The organism is Fodinibius sediminis (genome assembly GCF_900182555.1).
Taxonomy (GTDB): Bacteria; Bacteroidota; Rhodothermia; order Balneolales; family Balneolaceae; genus Fodinibius; species Fodinibius sediminis.
This window is the reverse complement of sequence record NZ_FXTH01000028.1, coordinates 1-19,088: the sequence shown is the minus strand read 5'-3', so window position 1 is coordinate 19,088 and position 19,088 is coordinate 1. Positions and strand designations below refer to the sequence as shown.

The window sequence follows — 19,088 nt, the reverse complement described above, 5'->3', positions numbered from 1 at the left end:
TTGTCTTGCGTAGTCATGGTGAGTCTGCGTTTAGTGATTAGGTTGTTGGATACTCTAATCTAACTAAACTGTCAGATTTCATCGTGACTACTTCAGTATTAAATCTATTCTAATAGCCGCCTACCTCTATCGGTAATTTTGTACTGTTGATTCGGATGTCGAGGAGTATCTGGAATGGTATAGGCTATTAAATCCTCATCCATCAGACCATCAATAATTCTTCGGAAATATCCTGTTCGTTTTTCCATACCCAGCGCATCAAGTACTTTTCCTCGTGAGCTTGGCCCCTTTTCCAGGATCCTTAATATTGCCTTTTCTGTATCACTAAGAGACTTTTTAGCAGCTTGGCCCTTAGCTTGGCCCCCAACTTGGCCCCCTCTTTTTAAACGACTGTGGATAGGCAATTTAGCCAGAAAGTAAGAGCGATTAGCATCGGTCTCAAAATCAGGTTCCGGCGATCCATTTTGTTCCATCGCTTTATAGATCTTTGGGAATCCGGTTGAACGTCCTTCGGTAAGCTGTAACTCTTTTAAAAAATCTCCAATCCGCCGGTTGCGATAGTCCCGGGCAATGATGCGCTCTTTCTGCAACATTTCATTATCCACCGGTGGTAATGGTCCAGGAAAGCTAAGTACCTCTATCTCATCAAGTCGAACGTTCACCTCAATTGTGTTGCGTAGCTCATAGCTCCGATGATACACGGCATTGGCCAATACCTCTTCAATGGCAGCATACGGATAGTTGTAAAAACGATTGGCCTGCGCCTGTCCCTCTACCTTTGCAACTTCTTCTCGGATCACATTGGTTTGCAGGTATTCCAGTGCTCTAATTAATTGTTTGTGGATAGGACCAGTGAAGATTTTTTCTGAAAAACGGTCTCCCACCTCATCTTGGTAAATAACCACTTCAATCTTAGCACCCGGAAAAAATTGATGAGGCTCATCATTAAATAAAAGTAAACCAACATTAATCGGTTTTAAGTTCTCAACAGGCCCTTTCACAATTTGCATCTGGCGACACAGCTCGACAAAAGGAATGTCATCGGCCTGTTCGAATAGCGGACTATCAATTTCTTGTAGGAACTCTTTAACCAGCGAAAGCTTAATATCGTTAACTGATGCCTGATGGTTAATCCGATCATCAAAGGGAATCTTGGCCGCCAGCTCATGAAGCTTTTGCTCTTCCTGATCGTTGGCTTGAACGGTAGAGTTATAGCGTCGAATCCAATGGGCTTGTCCTCGTGTTTTATCCGATAGTGATACGGGCGCTTTATAAGGACGATTATCCCCACCAGGACAGTAGAGTACAAATATATATTCGCCCCGTATTTCTGTTGGTTCCGATACGGCAAAGTAGGTCGGCTGAATTCTATTACTGAGCTCTACCAGTTTCTTTTGCATGGCATCCAACTGATTTTGCTTCAGCCCATTGGGTGGAAGAACAGGACCTCCATCTTCTTCCTCAATGCCAATTATGATATAACCGCCACCCAGGTTATTGATGTCATTGGCAAAAGCGCACATCGTGTGAATTACATCTTCAGGATTCCATCCCTTCTTAAACTCGATGCGTTCCGTTTCAACAACCGAACCTTTTATCAGTTTTTCTATATTAACCGGTAGTGCCATCCATTACCTATTAGTCATCAATAAAAGTTTAACATTCATGCTTACTATGTAAGACAAGCAAGCTGGGTAAAAGGTAAAACAAATAGCTCAAATTACGAATCGTATCAGCCTCGAATATAGCTTTCGAAAATTCTTTTTAGTTATCACCTATACAACTAGGTGAATTCCGTCCACTTATCCAGTTAATTACTAAAATTGAGCTTATGAACTCGACCCGAAATAAGCTGAAGGATTGTAAAAACCTGGACTCAAAGGTGGCTCCTAAACTGGCCCTTTGCTCGCACAGCCCAAAACTGGTAGTTCAACCAAAATCTAAAGTTCGATCAATATCAGTCCCAAATCCTAAACCCCTTCAATTAGCCAGAAAGCCCGTTTTTCATACTTATGAGCTCAGGTGTGCTATATGCATTTAAAGTAAACCAACGCATATTTTTTACCCTTTTGAATCCCGATCCGAAATGGGTACATAAGTGGGTACATGAGCGCCAAAAAATCGCGGCCCATTCGCTCTAATCCCAGCAAACCGGATGATTACGGATCAGGAGGTTAGGGGTTCGAATCCTCTCAGGCGTACTACCCAATAAGCCTTTGATTAGCAATAACTTACAGCTGTTCAAAGGCTTTTTTATTTTTCTGTATCCTAGGCTCCCTTTTCGATTTGGGTCACATTTGGGTCACAGAATATTTTGTGATACTTCAAAATCACTATTACTAAGCTCCTCCGCATGGTCCGGATGGCAAGTCATCACTAAGGTCTGATATTGCTCCGAAAACTGATTTATCGCCTTCACGACATCTTTCCTGCGCTCCGGATCTATATCAACCATTGGATCATCCAATATTACAAACCCATTCCCCTCAGGCAGGAATTTTTCGCAGAGGGCGAACCGCCAGGCCAGGGCTACGGTATCCTTGGTCCCATGGGAAAGCAAGTTATAGGTTAATGATGTAGCTTCTTGCGTTTTAAAAGCAGTAGGCATATCACTCTTCATATCTATGGTGGAAAAACGATCACCGACCATAGCCTCCAACCATTTTACAAAACTGCTTTCAAGGCCTTTATAAGTGTCACTGTCCATTGATTCGATCAGTTCCAGCGATTTTTTACGTACTCGGGCCAGTGTCTCAGCCCGACTGTTAATACGTTCAAATTCAGCTTCAGCTTCTTCACGCAGTTTCTGAAGCTCTTCCGATGAGGTGTCAGGAGCCTCCGCTTCTAACTGTGTACGTTCCTGCTTCTTTTCAAAAATCTGCTCCTTAAACTGCTGAACATCTTTATCTAGCTGCTCGACATCCTTGATAAATTCTCCGGAAGATTCATACCCTTTAGGCAGGGAAGGCAGATCCTCGAGATCACTTTTCAGGTCCTTGAGTAGCTTCGATGTTTCAGCCAGTTCAAGAATGACATCATCGGATGAGCCGTATTTTTCCGTCCATTCTTCGATCTTGTTATCAGCTTCTCCTGCTTCCTTTTTTAGTTGGTTTAATGTTGTCTTCGTTTCAACGATATCCTCTGTAATCTCCTCGGAACTACGCACCTTGGCCAAATCACCATAGGTCTCCAACTCTTCTTTAAGGTTTTCCAGTTCTTGATCGCCCAGCTCAATCTTGTAAGCTTTTTTAGCTTGCGCCAGATCATTCTCCTTTTTTTGATAGAGCCCGGCATAAGACTCTGCCTTCTGAACGGACTCAACCTCAAGATCATCTAAATAACCGGAAATCTCTTCCTTCTTCGCCTGAAGAGTTTCAATAGTATCCTCAAGATCTCCCTCTCCCGAAAATACTTTTACCAGAAGCCCGTCTGTTTTCAAAGTAAATCCACCTGATGCCGTTTTCTCGAGAGCTTGTCCCTTCTTGCTCTCAATATTCTGCTCATCCTGACCGGCTTCAGTATAGCTAAACGCGTGATCTGAATCGCTCTCGATCCGAACCGTAAGCTTGGCTGCTTCTATCTTCGTTTGTAGTTGACGTATATCCGACTGAAGCTCTCGTAGTTTTTTAAGATCATCCTGTGTTACTTTCTGTGCCTCCTCAAATTCTTTCTTCGCATCCTCTACTTGTGTAGCAAGCTCCTCAATTTTAGCAATTCGTTGTTTTAGCTGTTTGGCCTTCTGCTTGTTCTGAGCCTTTTGTTGCTCTTGCTGAAGCTCCGCCAATTTTTTCCGATGAGCATCAAGCTTGGGCTCCAGGTTCTCCATTTTATCTTCAAAAACCGGCCATTTTTTACTTATATGTAAGAGCCGTTGCTTTTTCTCTTTAGCTGATTCGAATTTTTGCTCTTTTAATTGCCTTTCCTGTATGCCCTCTTTCAATGGGCTAAGCTCTTCAAACTTTTGCTTTTTTTCTTCCTGCTTTACTATCAGGATACTCAATGCCTCATTCAACGAATCCAAATCGTCTTCAAAACGCCTGGCCTCCTCTAAATCCAACCGGAGCTGTTCTTTTTTGTAATAAGCCTCAACTACTTTGCCAGTTCCGACTTTGTAAGGATTCTTGATGCCCCGATTGTTTTCGGGATACTGCTGTTGACGATTCCAGCGCTTAAAATAGTCTTTATATTTCTGTTTAAGTAGTTCCTTAAAACGATCAAGAGATACTCCGCCCGTCTCCATCAAATTTTTGCGGAGTATATTACCCAGTTCTTTACGAACTTCACCTTTTTGCTTTAAATCCTGCATAGTCTGATGTAGTTCGGACTGATTGGCAAGCATGATAGTTCGCATAGTTGCTGGAGAGACAGGAAGCAATGATTCAATCTCATCCTGTACCTTCTTCTCATCGGTTATTTCAGAACCATCTGGCAATTTCAAAGAAGCACTGCCATTTCGGTTTCCTTTCTTCCAGGTCTTCTGAATTCGAATAATGTTATTATCGGAATTTTTCAATTCGAGACCTACCCGAATAACATCACCACCCACGGCCGGAAAATAACTTCCCATGATGTCTTCCACTTTGGCCCGGGTCAGCGAAGTAGTAGTCAACAGGCCATGCATTACAGCCTGAAATACCGTAGACTTACCTGCTTCGTTTGGACCCAGCAGTACATTTAGTCCATCATTGAATTCATACGTACCTTCTTCAATTCCTGCAAATGGATGGAGATATACTTTTGATAATTTCATTGCTGTACCTCTTTTATCAATTCATAAGCCATCTGCAACTCCTCTTCTTCCTCATCTTCTGAAAAAGAAGACAATAACTGTTCGGGAAATGAGCCCTTAGAAAATTCTTTCTGTATTTGTTCAGAAGTAACTTTTCGGCGGACTTCGTTATCTTCCAATCGAAGCTCTAATACGGATTCACGAATTTGTGACCTACTTTCCTGCCAAGCCTCAAATGCTTCCTCTTCCAACTTTCCAGATATCTTTAATTCAACAACAGCTTGCTGCCAAGAGTCTTCACCAAATTGATCTACCAAACCTTGTACATCTTTAATAGATGAAATCTGCTCATTTTTCTGAATAAAGCGATAGGTACCCGTGCTGATTATTTCAGTCTTGATTTCTTGATCTTCTCCAACAGTATGCAAAAAAGCCCTTCCTTCGTGATTACAGGAAAATCCGTCAGGTTCAGGAGTACCGGGATTAAAGATCATATCCCGCTTGTCGGGATGCTCCGGCCAGGTAATATGCGTATGTCCCATCAACCAAAGATCCGTCCCGGATTGCTCTAACTCATGAACGGACATAGGAAAATATCGCTGGTCGAAATCAGGAGATACTCCTTCTATACTGCCGTGGGCAACTCCAATGTGAAGAGCGTCCTCGTCTTTATCTATCTCATTAACCCACTCGATGGCATGATGCGCCGAATGCTTTGCGTGACAGGGCGCGGGGTATACTACTACTTCCGGCTCAAACACTGACAATTTAAGCGGCTCTTTTTCATCCAACACTAAAACATGCTCTTCAGATTCTTTTTTAAAACGATCCCAAAGCTGACTATCGGCCGTGATATAGTCATGGTTGCCGGGCAGGACTAATACCACTTCTCCTGTAAACTGATTTATCGCCCGGACAGCTTCCTGAATATCTCCGACCTTCATCGAGGTGCGATCAAATAGATCCCCGGCAATGACAAAGAGATCGGATTCTAACTCATTGGCTTTATCAATGGTCTTTTGGAGTGTTTCGTACCTTGCTTCGGAAAGCGTGTCTTGCGCCTCCGGCAAATTGCGGAAGGTACGTCCGAGATGGAGATCAGCTATGTGGAATATTTTCATAAGTGATACTATTTACCTGTTTGTAAATTCTTCATACCAATCTTGCAGTTCTAATAAGTCATCTTCTAGTTCGTCAGGTTCAGGCATTGAAACTGGAGTAGAACGTGCTTGAGAATGCTCATATTTAGAATACTTACTCATCATTGAGTCTAAATATTTGCAATCTGATTCTGTAATTCTTGATAGGTTTTTGATTTTCCTTGTGTGTACAGCTCTTCTAAACCGATGGACTACATCAGATAATAGCTCATCTTCAATCATTCTTTCCAATAAAATTCTAAAATCACTACAAATTGATTTTGCTACTGGTTCATACGCCTCTCTTCCTTGTTTCTCATATTTACTTCGAGCAGGGGATAATCTATTATGAATCAAAACATTTAAGACCTTATCAGGTCTTCTGGCAAAAATAGGAGGATTTCCTGGATTCCCAGTACCCCAAGATTCTTTTCTCAATCCAACAAAATTAGTATTTAATCCAGCTTCCTTAGCAGATTCTTGGATTAGACTTGTCAATGAAAGTCGATGAGTAAAAACGATAACTTGTCTATTCTGACTTAGCTCGACTAATCTCCGAACTACTGCCTCTTCAAATTTTTCATCTAGTGAAGTTATTGGATCATCAAATACAAAAGGGGCAGGAGTAGCTTTCCCAGTCACATCAGCTAAAAAAGCAGCTAAGGTAACTATTCGATTTTCTCCTTCACTAAGAACATCATCTGGGACTTCTTGTTCTGCATTTTTTAATTGAAGTTTATGTAACACACGACCTTTCTGTACTCTCGTTTTAACCAGCTCAATTTTTATCCAGCCAGCACCTAGCTTTTCTAATTCAGTGTTAAACCTTTTTACAAATGCTTGTGTAATTAGCTCTTCAGCAAGTTTCCCTTTTTTCCTGGATAATGCCACAGGATTGGTAAGCTTTTTAGCTTCCTTCAATACTTTAATCTCATTCAGTCTTTTGACTTCTTTCTCAATATTTTCTTTTTGATCGGACAGCCATGATTTAGCTTCTAATTCCTTAAGCTGACTTTTTAATTTAGTTCTGTTGCCCTCTTCTGCATCTTTTTTAAATTCTGCAATTTTCTTGGTATAGAAATGGGATAACTTTCTTGCTTCTTGAAGTAAATCCCAAGATTGGGGTATAGTTGGGAGCTCATCAACCTTACTAACTTCAGTAAGCTTGTTAAATCTTTCTTCCAATATTGAATATAATTTCTTAATCCTGCCAATTATTTCATCATCATCAACATCTAAAGCGGCTAAAATAGTTGTAACATTATCTAAGTCTATTACGGAGCTTAGAGATTCCAATTGATCCTTATAATAATTCCTTGCTTGAATCGCCTCTTCTTTTAATTCTCCTGTGACATAATCTTCAAAAGATTGAAATCTCTCTTTCGCTTCTTCTGATAATTTTTGATGACATAGAACACATCTTGATCCCTCCTTTAGTACTGGAAATTTTGCATCTACGTAAGCATGACTTTCTGAATATTCTCTTGCCTTTTCCCACAGCTTTTCCCAGATATCCGACCCGACACCATTTAAAGGAGCAGATGAAAAAACTTTTTTAGCAGCCGCTTCAGCTGCTTGTTCTTTTGCACTTGCTTCACTATCTAATTCAATAAATTCTGAAACATTACTATTTGATAATTGCTTAATATGGGTTATTGTAGATAGTATAAAGCCATTTAATCTACTTTTTTTCTCAGATAACGTTTGGGCTTTCTTTTCTGGCGACTCTGTATTAACTCTATCTCTTAACTCTTCAATTTTTTCTTCATTTTTCTCAGTCCATTCGATTTTCTCATCAATAGTTTCTTTTGAAGTGTCATGAGATAATTCATTATACCATTTTCCTATTTCTGTATCTTCGAAACGAGGAGGTAATGAAGGTTTCTTCGAGTTCTTTTTCTCAATTAATTCTTCAATTTTTTCTGAAAGATGATCTGCAACATTTACTAAGTCACTAAATAATTCTAAGAGAGGGGGTTCATAAGTTACTTCATTTTCATCAGTTACATATATTTTTCCTGAGCCCGTATCATAAATATCGACAGTGCTTAACTCGTCAATATGCCCATCATCCCTTGTCCAGTTAATAGTTTTGTCGTTACCATTGGCTTCATAATCTACGTCGCACTTCTGCTCTTCTTGAGAATCTTCAAACACATTGGGTAAGAGCTTACCTGGGTGCCGAGCACCACAGATATGTTTTAAAATTCTCACGTATCCCGACTTACCGGATCCATTCTGACCATAAATAATACATAAATTACCATCACCAAATTTTAGTGGGTTTTTAGGCGATAAAGCATTGATACCTTCGACATTCTTTAAGGATCTTATTTTTACTTCATTTTCAGATGTACCGTCAAATGATATATCTACATCATAAATATCTTCTTCATCTAATTCCTTTTTTGCTTCTTTGATACAAAGCTTTACTAATTCAGAATATTCCGCTTCCTCTAATTTTTCCTTCTCTTGAACTGCATTAACAGCATATTTAACCCACTCATTACGCTCTTCAAACCATCTTACCAACTCACTCATGATGTCAATCTTAATCTAATTAAACTTTATCTAACTCGATTTCGGAAATACTCTTCAGTCTCCTTATCCGTACAATAGATATAACATCCTTTCATTCCCCGTGTCATCAGTGTACGATATGTATTTTTGATAATACGGTCTGCTACAGCAGCCGCTTTATCCGGATCTTTTTTTCGCATTTTTTTGAGCCCCCGGATTGAAGAATCGTATGTATATCGTTCATCCAAATCGGTAACTACCTTACCTTCCCGAACTTTAAAATCCGGCCCAATAATTACGCCTACATAATCCAGCTCCAGCCCCTGGCAGGTATGTATGCAACCCACCTGTTCCATTGAACCCTCCTGCACCAGCCACTTCTGGCCATGATCCTTCAAGTTCCATTGCTTACTGAAGCCATGTTCTGGAATCACGATATCCATTGCCCGGCTGTCCTTCTTACTTTCCCAAGGCCAACAATACCCTGCTACAACACGAGACTTGTCATTTATTTCATTCTTCTTTTTAATCTCCTCAAATAGCTTATTGGGAGAAGAATATACCTGAAAATCATAATCAATATCAGAGAGATCGGTGTTAGCCGTATCTCTTATTTGCAGGGTGTGATCTATCCAAGCAAGGTATCCGTCCGAACCATTACATCGGAACTGGGAGGAAAGTTCTGTCTCAATAACTTCCGCATCAAATTCATCAGCCCATTTTCGAATCTCTTCTTTTCTACCAATATCATTGATGTGAATGCGCTGGTCTTCATCAATAAAGAAGACCGAAACGTTAGAGGCATTTATTATTTCTTTTATCTGATTCTCCCCTTGATTGCTGTAAAGACCGGACTTCTCATTTAGACGATGGGCTTCATCTACAACCAGCGCATCAAAATCATTAGGCTCAGCATCAATAAACTGCCCTGAGCTGCGAAACAGGTTTTCCACACTCGACCTTTTCATACTGCCAGTAAGGTAGGAAGTATAAACCTGGCGCGGGGCGGAATTCTTGGTCACATAACTGGTAACATGTCCCTTGCCTATTAACTTTACAAGCAGATTAACTGCTATTACAGATTTCCCCGTACCTGGGCCGCCTTCAACAAGGATTACCTTTTTCTGATCTTTCTCAGCACTTTCAACGGCATTCATCACATATTCAAAGGCAACCTTCTGTTCGTCAATCATTACAAACTCTTCATTGCCCTCAAGCATTGACTCAAGGCTGTCAGCCAACATCTTGGAAGGGCGAATCTCTCCGTTGTCTATGCGGTAAAGAATATCAGAATGGTCTCCATATTTAACGTGCTTTTTGATGAAAGAACGAAGCTTTCGGTGATCACGCTGTTTAAAAACAGGAGCCTTATGAACGTATTCTTTGTAGAAATCATGATCTAAGACATTCTCTCCCGTAAAATTATGCAAATAGGCACAGGGCTTTAACTGTATATCATCCTCATAAACAGACTTGTTAAAATCCTGAAGCAACTTGGCATAAGACCATGCCTGGTAAGAAGGATGGCTGGTATTATGCAACCCTCCCTGGAAATACGTTTTTACCACCCCGTCCATATTTGTACGCTGTGCAGTTTCCCACTGCTTGAGCTCGACAATGACAGCGTGATCTTGCCTGTTTTTATCCTGTCCGGCGATGATAAAGTCAATTCTCTTCGAAGTCTGTGGAATCTGTAATTCAATACTTATCCCCGAGTCGTCCGGGATATCATCGTCATTCAATACCATGTACATGTATTGTAATGAGTTTTTCCACGATCGCTTTTCAGAATTGGAAACACGCCTATTCAATCGTGACTCATACATGTACGATATCGATTCTTCAACTCCGCCTGACTCTATATCATCTGTAAAAGACTCTTTATCCGCCTGATAAACAATCATGTATTAAAGATCTGTGTATTTCTTTGATGAACCTTTTGCTTTCTCAATGGGATATTTTTCCTTGTTCTTTTCCAACTTCTTTTTTGCTACTTCCAGTAAATCAATATCATATTTAGAAGCCAACAATTGAAGATATAGGAATACATCTCCAAGCTCTTCTTCCAACTTCTCCTTTTCACTGGCATTCAACTCAAAGCTTTCTTCTCCCTGCATCCACTGGAAAATCTCGACAATTTCACTGGCTTCGACAGAAAGTGCCATCGCTATATTCTTGGGAGAATGGAACTGATCCCAATCGCGCTCTTTGTTAAATTCCTCGAGCTTTACTTTGATTGACGCTAACTGATCCATGTAATATTCTTTTTAACAAAGTATTTAAGTGTTGTGCACTCTGATACTTAGGTACCCCTGTGATAATTAACCAACGGATATTTCTATTGATCTCATTCTAAGAACTGGTCAGGTAAAGAGCAAAGAGCAAATGTAGTCAAGAGTTCATAGTTATTATTATGTACTCTTATTAAGATTATAGAGGAAACCAAATAAAATGACTGGATTTTTTACCAGACTGGAAAATTACTTCAAAAATATAACACCAAAGCGAATATCTTTTCGATAGGAATAGAGTCCTTGAACATCGAAGCCGGGACTAGGTAAATATGTATAGTCATTTTTAGGGGGGCGGGTACCAAAACAATGGTACTCTTAATTTAACCGGAATCCTCTACTTTTAAGTGGTCCAAAAAATGGGGAAGCTTACATCCGATTCGAGGCGTTGAATAGCATTCCATAAATCTATCTCAATATCTTCCCTCAGCAGATAGCCCGTACGGATTTGCGAAATCAATTCTTAATCAAGGAACTCCCACTGCCTTTAAGATTCGCCTTCTCAAACGATAACTGGAATCGTGTTCCATTGTCATTCAAAAATTGGACCTCGCCCTCCAATTGCTGTTTTAACAGATTGATTAACGTCATCCCAATCGTTGATGACCCCTCCTGCATAATATGATCGGGTAATCCCTCGCCATTATCTATGATTTTAACCACTACATTTCCATCTTTTTCACATAACTGAATGGCAATCTCCCCTTCCTGTTGATGATTAAACGCATGTTTATAGGCATTGGTGACCACTTCGTTTATCATCAGGGCACAGGGAATTGCTTGATTAATATTCATCAGAATGTCCTCCACATGCAAATCCACGGTAATATGTTTGCCCGTATCATATATTCCCTCCAAATTATGGAGCAACTGTTTAACATTTTCTCCAAAGTTCACGTGAGACAGGCTTTTCGAACCATATAACAATTCGTGGATTGTAGCGATGGTTTGAATGCGTTGCTGAGCGGACCGCAGGGCTCCCTGCAACTCAATATCCTCCGTTTCCATCGCCTGCAGCTGCATCATGCCTGTGATAATAGCCAGGTTATTCTTTACCCGGTGGTGAATCTCTGCCAAGAGCGTTTCTTTTTCTGTAAGTGACTTTTCCAACTCTTCCTGATAAGCAATCTGTTTACTGTAATCCATTGCTTCAACAAAAATGCCATAGACTTCTCCACCGTTATCAAAAAGTGGTTCATAAATGAAATTAAATATGTATTCTTTTTGTGCCTCCTCTTTGTCTTTATCAAAATAAATATGCTCTGCGTGTCCCAAGTACGTTTCCCCCTCATCATAGACTTGATCCAATAAGTCTATATAGCCCTGCGCCTCAACTTCAGGTATTACATCAATGACTTTTTTCCCAATAATATCCTCTTGTCCTACGACTTCTCGGTATGCCTTGTTGGCTATCACAAAACGCAAGTCGGGGCCTTCCAATAAACATTTGGGCGTTGGAGCTTCTTCGAACATTTCCTTCAGCTTATCACGATCCGCTTCCGCCTTTTTGCGCTGGGCATGTTCTTCTTGCAGTAATGAATTTAGCTGCTCTTCAAGTTCTTTTTTCTTCGTTATTTCTATGCCTGTGCCAATAATATATGTTTGACCACCTTGATCCAGTCGCTCGGCATTAAACCGGTAGATTTCGGTATTTCCGCCCCCCGTTCTCAAGGTTAGCTCAAAGACCCGGTATCCTTCGTCAAGCACCCCTCGAATTTCTTCCGGCACTTTTTCCCGGTCAGATTTGTGTACAAACTCAGCAGCTGATCGTCCAATAAATTTGTCGGCCGGCAGGCCAAATACTTCCTCAGCATGGTCATTAATTCGCATGACACGGCCCTGGTGATTCAAGACATAAAATATTCCCGGCAGACTATTAAGGACGGCCTCCGTAAATTCCTTCTCCTCCCGAAGGGCCTGCTGTTGCTCTTTTCGGTCGCTGATGTCCCGAAAAATTAAGCTGGTCCGCTTTTCGCCGGCGTAGTTAACGAACACCGATGAAGTAAGCTCGACCGGTATTTTTCGCCCCGACTTATGGATATAGTTAAGTTCTCCGGCAAACTTTCCTGTTTGGGACCGCTGTTCTAACGCTTTCTCTAATTTTTTATCCTTCGCTACAATTCCGTCTCGCCCCCGTTCGATAATCTCCTGCTCGCTCATCCCCAGTATATCACAGGCCGCCTGATTCGCCTGAAGGATCTTCCCATTGGGATTGGTCAGCATAATACCATCCAGGCTATGCTTGAACAGCATATCATTACTTAGCTGGGTGTTCATTTCGCTGGTAAGGTCCTTGTACATTACCAGCTGGTAGTCGTGCTCCTCATTATCGAACCTCACCGGGTTCCGCACAACCCGGGCGTAGACAAATTCACCATTCTTTTTTTGATGCTTCCAGACGCCTTCATCGCCTACGCTCTCGTTATCTAGTTGAGACAGGTATTGTTTAAACCTTGGTACTTCTTCCTCGGGACGCAGGTCAAATAAGGTGAACGAGAGCATCTCCTCCCGCGAATACCCATAGGTATCAGCCATTGCCTGGTTGACCTCCCGTATTGAATAATCCTCTGGGTCATACACCCACATAGGGATGGGATTATCATGAAAAAACTGATCGAAATTTCTAATCTTCATATGCTGCGCTCTCCCTTATAGTAGGGTTTACCTAAATTTTCAATATTTCTTAAAACGTTAAGATATTCCTATGCTTGTGCAACTTTTATTTTAGCATTTCCTGTACCAAATAGTAATGGATCTTGAATTTAGATATATACATGTAGCGAATTATATTTCGATAATAACAGCGCATCTATTACATTTCCTTATCAAGGAATAATCTATGATTAATTTTTCTGCTGCCTATGCTATTCTGCAATCGGGCAGTCTATATTATTATCCATATTCAGAAGTTTGCTGGTTACATACGTAAAGTGGTAGAGAGGGCCGCCCTAAATATAGGGTGCGTATAATATTCGGGCTTAAATAACCTTTAATACAAGTACGGCTTACACAAAATAAATATTTATAGGATTGAGTTCTAACGTAATACGGGGAAGAATCCCTATCGACAAAGTATATCACATTTTACTGATTGATAATGATGAGCGCGATATCGATCTCATTGAGACGGAGCTGAACAAACAGGATATTGAGGTTCGCATCGATATTATTCAGCAAGAAGAAGAATTGATTAACCACCTCGATAAGCATCCCCCCGATTTGGTTATCAGCGATTACAATTTGCCCCGATTAACTGGTACCAGCGCCCTCAGGATTGTTCGGGATCAGCATCCTCAGCTGCCCTTTATTTTGATTGCCGGCTCCATAGGCGAAGAGAAGGCCGTCGATATTATGTTGGAAGGAGCTTCGGACTATGCCATGAAAGACAATCCTGAGCGATTGGGGGCAGCTGTAAAACGGGAACTTCAAAACTATGAGCAACACCTGCAAAAGCAACATGAACTTGAACAGGCCCAAAAAAGACAACAATCGATTATTGATTCGGTTGATGGCATTGTCTGGGAAGCGGACGCCCAAACGTTTGAATTCCATTTTATTAGCTCCCAAGTCAGGCAACTATTAGGATATACGCCAAAAGAATGGCTTACCACCCCAAATTTTTGGCAGGATCGTATTCATCCTGATGACCGTCAACGAGCAGTTATCTATTGCCACTACAAAACCCAGCAGGGAGAAAATCATGAGTTCGAATACCGCATGCTCGATGCCGATGGTGAGTATGTGTGGCTCCGGGATTACGTGACCGTCATCATGGATGATGAGAAACCAAGCCAGCTGCGGGGCATTATGCTTGATATCACCCAGCAAAAGAAGGCCGAACGGCAACGGGACAAAGCGTATCAGATAGCCCATATCGGGCATTGGGAGTTCGACGTCATCAAGGAAGAACTGTATTGGTCGGATACCGTCAAGGAGCTGCATGAAGTCAATCATAATTATAAACCGGATATCGAATCGGCACTGGGGTTTTATAAAGAAGGACAAGACCGCAAAAAAATCACTGCTGTGGTCGATCGAGCCATCGAAACCGGAGAATCATTTGAGGTTGAACTTCAGATTGTCACGGCTAAGGGAAACCAGCGGTGGGTACGAGCGTTGGGAGAAGCCGAACTGCGGAATGGAAAATGCGTGCGCATCTTTGGGAGTACCCAGGACATTACCGATCGTAAAGAGATAGAGCAGAAACTCCGTGATGTTGTGGAGCACAGTACCAATATGTTTTATCGTCACGATACGGAGCACGAGTTAAGCTACGTGAGTCCCCAGGCAGTTGATTTTTTAGGGTGTACCCCCGAGGAAGCCAAACGAGACTGGATGACGTTTCTCACTGATCATGCTGTTAACAAAAAAGGGATACAGACTACAAAAAAGGCTATTGACACCGGCAAGCCGCAACCCCCTTTCCCGTTGCAGCTCCAGAAAACAACGGGAGAGGTCCTGTGGGTCCGGGTGAATGAAGCGCCCATCACCGAAAATGGGGAAACTGTCGCTATCGTTGGATCTCTAACGGATATCACCGAACAAAAAGAACTACAAGATCTTCTTCACCGAACCAACCGTATGGCCCAGGTAGGCAGTTGGGAAATCGACTTCTCAGAGCAGGAGGAGGGGGAAGTGTACTGGTCTGAAATGACAAAGGAGCTGCTCGAGGTGGAAGCTGACTACGTACCGTCTGTAGAAGACTCCCTGTCTTTTATTGAACCTCAAAGTCGTACCCAGGCCAGGAAAGCATTTGCACAAGCTGTATCGCAGGGGACGCCCTACGATAATGAATTACTCGTTCGAACCGGAAAAGGACATAGACGCTGGATTCGCAATATTGGCCAAGCGGAATTTAAAGAGGGAGAGTGCATCCGGGTGTATGGGAGTTTCCAGGATATAACCGACCGTAAAGTATCTGAAAAAAAATATCGAAATATTTTTGATCTATCTCCCCAGCCCATGTGGGTGTATGATCCTGAAACACTGAAGTTTTTGGATGTCAACCGGGCAGCGATTAAGCAGTATGGTTACAGCTATGAGGAGTTCATGGATATGACGCTAAAAGATATTCGTCCGGAAGACGATATCCCTGAACTTATGGAAGCGGTGAAAGAGATGTATAGTAAAAAAGATAGCTATCATGAGGAACTGTTCCGCCATAAAACAAAAGAGGGATCACTTATATATGTAAACATCAAAAGAAATACTATTGATTATGAAGGGCGAAAAGCTGCGATGGTGCTTGCTGAAGACGTCACTGAAAAGCTGGAGGCTGAACGCGAACTGCACGTAAGCGAACAAAAGTTTAAATCGCTTGTCCAGTCAGGCGCCAGCATGATTGCAGTACTGAACGAAGAGGGAACTTTTACTTATGTAAGTGACACCTATGAACAAATTACCGGGTGGTCTTCACAAGAGCTGACAGGGAACGATGCCTTTGGATTCATTCATCCGGATGACAAAGACCAACTACGAACGCTCTTTCGCAAATTACAAACGGAAAAGGAGAACCAACATTCTCTGCCCTTCCGATTTAAGCACAAAAAAGGTCATTGGATTTGGGTAGAAAGCACAGGGTCAGACCTTTCCCATAGTTCGGCCCTCAATGGATATGTCATTAACAGCCACGATGTTACCGAACGCAGATATTATACAGCCTTGGAAAAAATTGAACGCGATATACTAAAGGAGAGTATCACTGGCCATTGCAGTCTATCCGCTCTTACAGAAAAGCTTTTACTTAAGCTTGAGGACCTCCATCCCGGCATGACATGTTCTGTTCAGGAAGTTGTGGATGGGAAACTTCAAAACCTGGCAGCTCCCAGTTTGCCATCGGCATATTTGGCTGAAACTGAGGGAGTCTCTATTGGCAATAACATTTGTTCTTGTGGGACGGCAGCATATCTCAAGGAAGCTGTTATCACAGATAATATATATAAAAATCCACGTTGGGAAGGACATCGGCACCTTGGTGATAAATATGACTTCAGTGCCTGCTGGTCCAACCCGATATTGGACAGTAACCAAAACGTGGTGGCTACTTTTGCCGTTTATTATAAAACACCACAGTCACCCTCTGAACGTGAAAAGAATACGATTGACCGCGTTGGCCATCTTCTTCGGTTGCTTTTTGACAGCTTTGAAAAGGAGAAAGCAGAACAGAAGCTAGCCTTGCGCGAACAACGATTTAAATCATTGGTTCAAGATGGATCGGATTTAATTGCTATTCTGGACCAAAACGGGAACTACAAATATGTTTCTCCCACCTCGGAATCTATTTTAGGTATATCACCGGAAGAGTTTGTAGGAAATAACGCTCTCGACTATATCCATGACAAGCATAAGGACCGTATACAACAAGCTTTAGCAACTTTGCTGGAAAAAAAGAGAACTAAAGTTAAGCCTTTTTTATTTAAAAATGGTCAAGGCGAATGGCGATGGATCGAAACCATTATCACCAATCTTTTAGATACCCCTGCTGTTGAAGGTCTTATAGCAAATTCACGTGATGTAACAGCTCAAATTGAGCGTGAACAAAAACTAAAAGAAAGCCTTGAACAATATGAATATGTCACAAAAGCCACCGACGATGTTGTTTACGACTGGGATATTGACGGAGATATTCTGGAATGGGATGACAGTTTCCGGGATAAGTTTCCCTATCAAATAGGAAAAAAGCAATATACCATAAAGACCTGGGCTCAAAACGTCCACCCTGATGATCTTGCCGAAACCGAAGAAAGTCTATACCACATTTTAGAGAACACAGACAAGTCAAAGTGGGAACAGGAATATCGCTTCCAAAAAAACGACGGTTCTTATGCTACCGTTTTTGAACGTGGCTTTATCATCCGGGATGACAATGGAAAAGCGATCCGGATGATTGGTTCCTTGCAGGATATAACACAACGGAAACAGCATGAAAAAGAATTACAAGCGTCTTTAAAAGAAAAAGAAACCCTGTTGCAGGAGATCCACCATCGGGTAAAGAATAACCTGGCGGTGGTTTCAGGTATGATGCAGCTGCAGGCATTTAGCGAAGAAGATGAACGTTTAAAAGTCAAATTGTTTGACAGTGTCGTACGCATCAAAACAATGGCGTCCATTCATGAACTCCTGTATCAGTCTAATAGTTATTCGCACCTTCAGCTGGATCAAAATATAAAAAAGCTGATTTCCAATGTTTCAGGATCTATTCAGAAGAACGCAAATGTTACCTTGAATTTCGATCTTGAACCCGCAGCAGTAAATATAAACCAGGCCATTCCCTGCTCTTTAATTGTCAATGAAGTTGTCACCAATGTGTATAAACATGCATTTGACCAAGAGCAAGAGGGAGCATTACATATAGAGATATTTGAAGAAAATAATAACGTTCATATTCGAATAAGAGATAACGGCCGGGGCTTGCCCGATAATTTTGACCGTCTATCCAAAAGTAATACACTTGGATTACAATTAATTGATACGTTGGCCATCCAACTTGATGCTAAATATGGCTACGAGCCATTAGATCAGGGGACCTTATTTACCCTTAACTTTGAAAAGGCCGATATTAAAGGAATTGGCAACGCTCATTTGGAATGAAAATCGACAGAAATCATTATTCTTGACCGAAGACCAACCCAAAGCTACTTCTTTCGAAGGTTTGAAATGCAAAGGAATAGTGAGACCATTAAGCAACCGACTCTTAACATTAACCAGACATGGATCCAAAAAACAGAAGGCTGAATGAAGAAGATGGGGCGGAAGCAGTTCCATTAATACCCTGGCTGGTACACCATGTGGGGCTCATGTCCTTAGGTTTAATCAAAAATATTTTCTTTATTATATATTTGACGTTTTCCTATTAAGGTGATGGGGCTACTGGACTACTATGCAACCAGATCAATCCAAAAAAGTACTTATCGTAGAAGATGACATGATCATCTCTATGCTTTTAGAACGTATGGTTAACAAAATAGGCTTTGGTGTTGTTGAAAAAAGCACAACCGGCCAAAAGGCTATAAGCCTGGCGCAAGAACATGAGCCGGATATCATTTTGATGGACATACAGCTCAAAGATGATATTGACGGAATTACAGCCATGCAGGAAATACGTAAATCATCAGACGTTCCCGTGATCTATATTACGGGCAACTCTGATCAATCTTATAAAGAAAGAGCTCAGGAAACCAACTATATAGATTACCTGATAAAACCTATAGAGATGGACGATCTCAAAAAATCCATTCATATGTAATAGCCACGACTTGATCTGACAGTCAGCCGTTAGAAGTTGGTTTTAGTTGTCAGGTTGATCTCATCTGAGTTTGGCTCTTCCGGAGCTGGTTGTTCATCGGTTAATCCAATATCAGATTCAGCCGATTGCATAACGTCTTTGGCGACCTGATTGTTGTTTTGCCA

General features: G+C 41.4%; 9 protein-coding genes. 2 read left to right on the top strand and 7 right to left on the bottom strand.

Annotated elements, in window-relative coordinates:
* Nucleotides 1-104: 104 nt before the first annotated feature.
* From FN808_RS18165 to FN808_RS18135, 7 genes are all read right to left on the bottom strand, one after another.
* Nucleotides 105-1,628, bottom strand: coding sequence for an RNA/DNA-binding domain-containing protein (locus FN808_RS18165; RefSeq protein ID WP_142716046.1), 1,524 nt, complete (start codon nt 1,626-1,628; stop codon nt 105-107).
* A 674-nt stretch (nt 1,629-2,302) separates the two neighbouring features.
* Nucleotides 2,303-4,750: an AAA family ATPase gene (locus FN808_RS18160; RefSeq protein WP_142716045.1), complete on the bottom strand. Its 2,448-nt coding sequence runs from the start codon at nt 4,748-4,750 to the stop codon at nt 2,303-2,305.
* The gene (locus FN808_RS18155) at nt 4,747-5,850 is read right to left on the bottom strand and encodes a metallophosphoesterase family protein (RefSeq protein ID WP_142716044.1); all 1,104 of its coding nucleotides are present in this window, start codon (nt 5,848-5,850) and stop codon (nt 4,747-4,749) included. The genes FN808_RS18160 and FN808_RS18155 overlap by 4 nt, the downstream gene beginning before the upstream one ends.
* Before the next feature lie 12 nt (nt 5,851-5,862).
* Complete coding sequence (locus tag FN808_RS18150) at nt 5,863-8,409, bottom strand: AAA family ATPase (protein ID WP_142716043.1); 2,547 nt, start codon at nt 8,407-8,409, stop codon at nt 5,863-5,865.
* Nucleotides 8,410-8,435: 26 nt separating this feature from the next.
* A complete protein-coding gene (locus FN808_RS18145) occupies nt 8,436-9,965 on the bottom strand; it encodes a DUF2075 domain-containing protein (protein WP_221930112.1) in 1,530 nt (509 codons plus the stop codon).
* 330 nt (nt 9,966-10,295) lie between these two features.
* Nucleotides 10,296-10,643 carry a nucleotide pyrophosphohydrolase gene (locus tag FN808_RS18140; protein ID WP_142716041.1) on the bottom strand — a complete coding sequence of 116 codons (348 nt, stop codon included), beginning with the start codon at nt 10,641-10,643 and terminating at the stop codon, nt 10,296-10,298.
* Nucleotides 10,644-11,135: 492 nt separating this feature from the next.
* Nucleotides 11,136-13,313 (bottom strand): PAS domain-containing sensor histidine kinase, encoded by a 2,178-nt coding sequence (locus FN808_RS18135; protein WP_142716040.1) that lies wholly within the window; start codon nt 13,311-13,313, stop codon nt 11,136-11,138.
* A gap of 396 nt (nt 13,314-13,709) precedes the next feature.
* Between FN808_RS18135 and FN808_RS18130 the strand changes: the two genes are divergently transcribed.
* Together FN808_RS18130 and FN808_RS18125 are read left to right on the top strand one after the other, a co-directional pair.
* A complete protein-coding gene (locus tag FN808_RS18130; RefSeq protein ID WP_142716039.1) occupies nt 13,710-18,269 on the top strand; it encodes a PAS domain S-box protein in 4,560 nt (1,519 codons plus the stop codon).
* 289 nt (nt 18,270-18,558) lie between these two features.
* Nucleotides 18,559-18,924, top strand: a complete 366-nt coding sequence (locus tag FN808_RS18125) for a response regulator (RefSeq protein ID WP_142716038.1) — start codon at nt 18,559-18,561, stop codon at nt 18,922-18,924.
* Nucleotides 18,925-19,088: the final 164 nt, after the last annotated feature.

Excerpts from the sequence above, each read along its gene's own strand:
- FN808_RS18135 (WP_142716040.1), bottom strand. The coding sequence starts at position 13,313 with ATGAAGATTAGAAATTTCGATCAGTTTTTTCATGATAATCCCATCCCT.
- FN808_RS18160 (WP_142716045.1), bottom strand. The coding sequence starts at position 4,750 with ATGAAATTATCAAAAGTATATCTCCATCCATTTGCAGGAATTGAAGAA.
- FN808_RS18155 (WP_142716044.1), bottom strand. The coding sequence starts at position 5,850 with ATGAAAATATTCCACATAGCTGATCTCCATCTCGGACGTACCTTCCGC.
- FN808_RS18150 (WP_142716043.1), bottom strand. The coding sequence starts at position 8,409 with ATGAGTGAGTTGGTAAGATGGTTTGAAGAGCGTAATGAGTGGGTTAAA.
- FN808_RS18140 (WP_142716041.1), bottom strand. The coding sequence starts at position 10,643 with ATGGATCAGTTAGCGTCAATCAAAGTAAAGCTCGAGGAATTTAACAAA.
- FN808_RS18165 (WP_142716046.1), bottom strand. The coding sequence starts at position 1,628 with ATGGCACTACCGGTTAATATAGAAAAACTGATAAAAGGTTCGGTTGTT.
- FN808_RS18125 (WP_142716038.1), top strand. The coding sequence starts at position 18,559 with ATGCAACCAGATCAATCCAAAAAAGTACTTATCGTAGAAGATGACATG.
- FN808_RS18145 (WP_221930112.1), bottom strand. The coding sequence starts at position 9,965 with ATGGACGGGGTGGTAAAAACGTATTTCCAGGGAGGGTTGCATAATACC.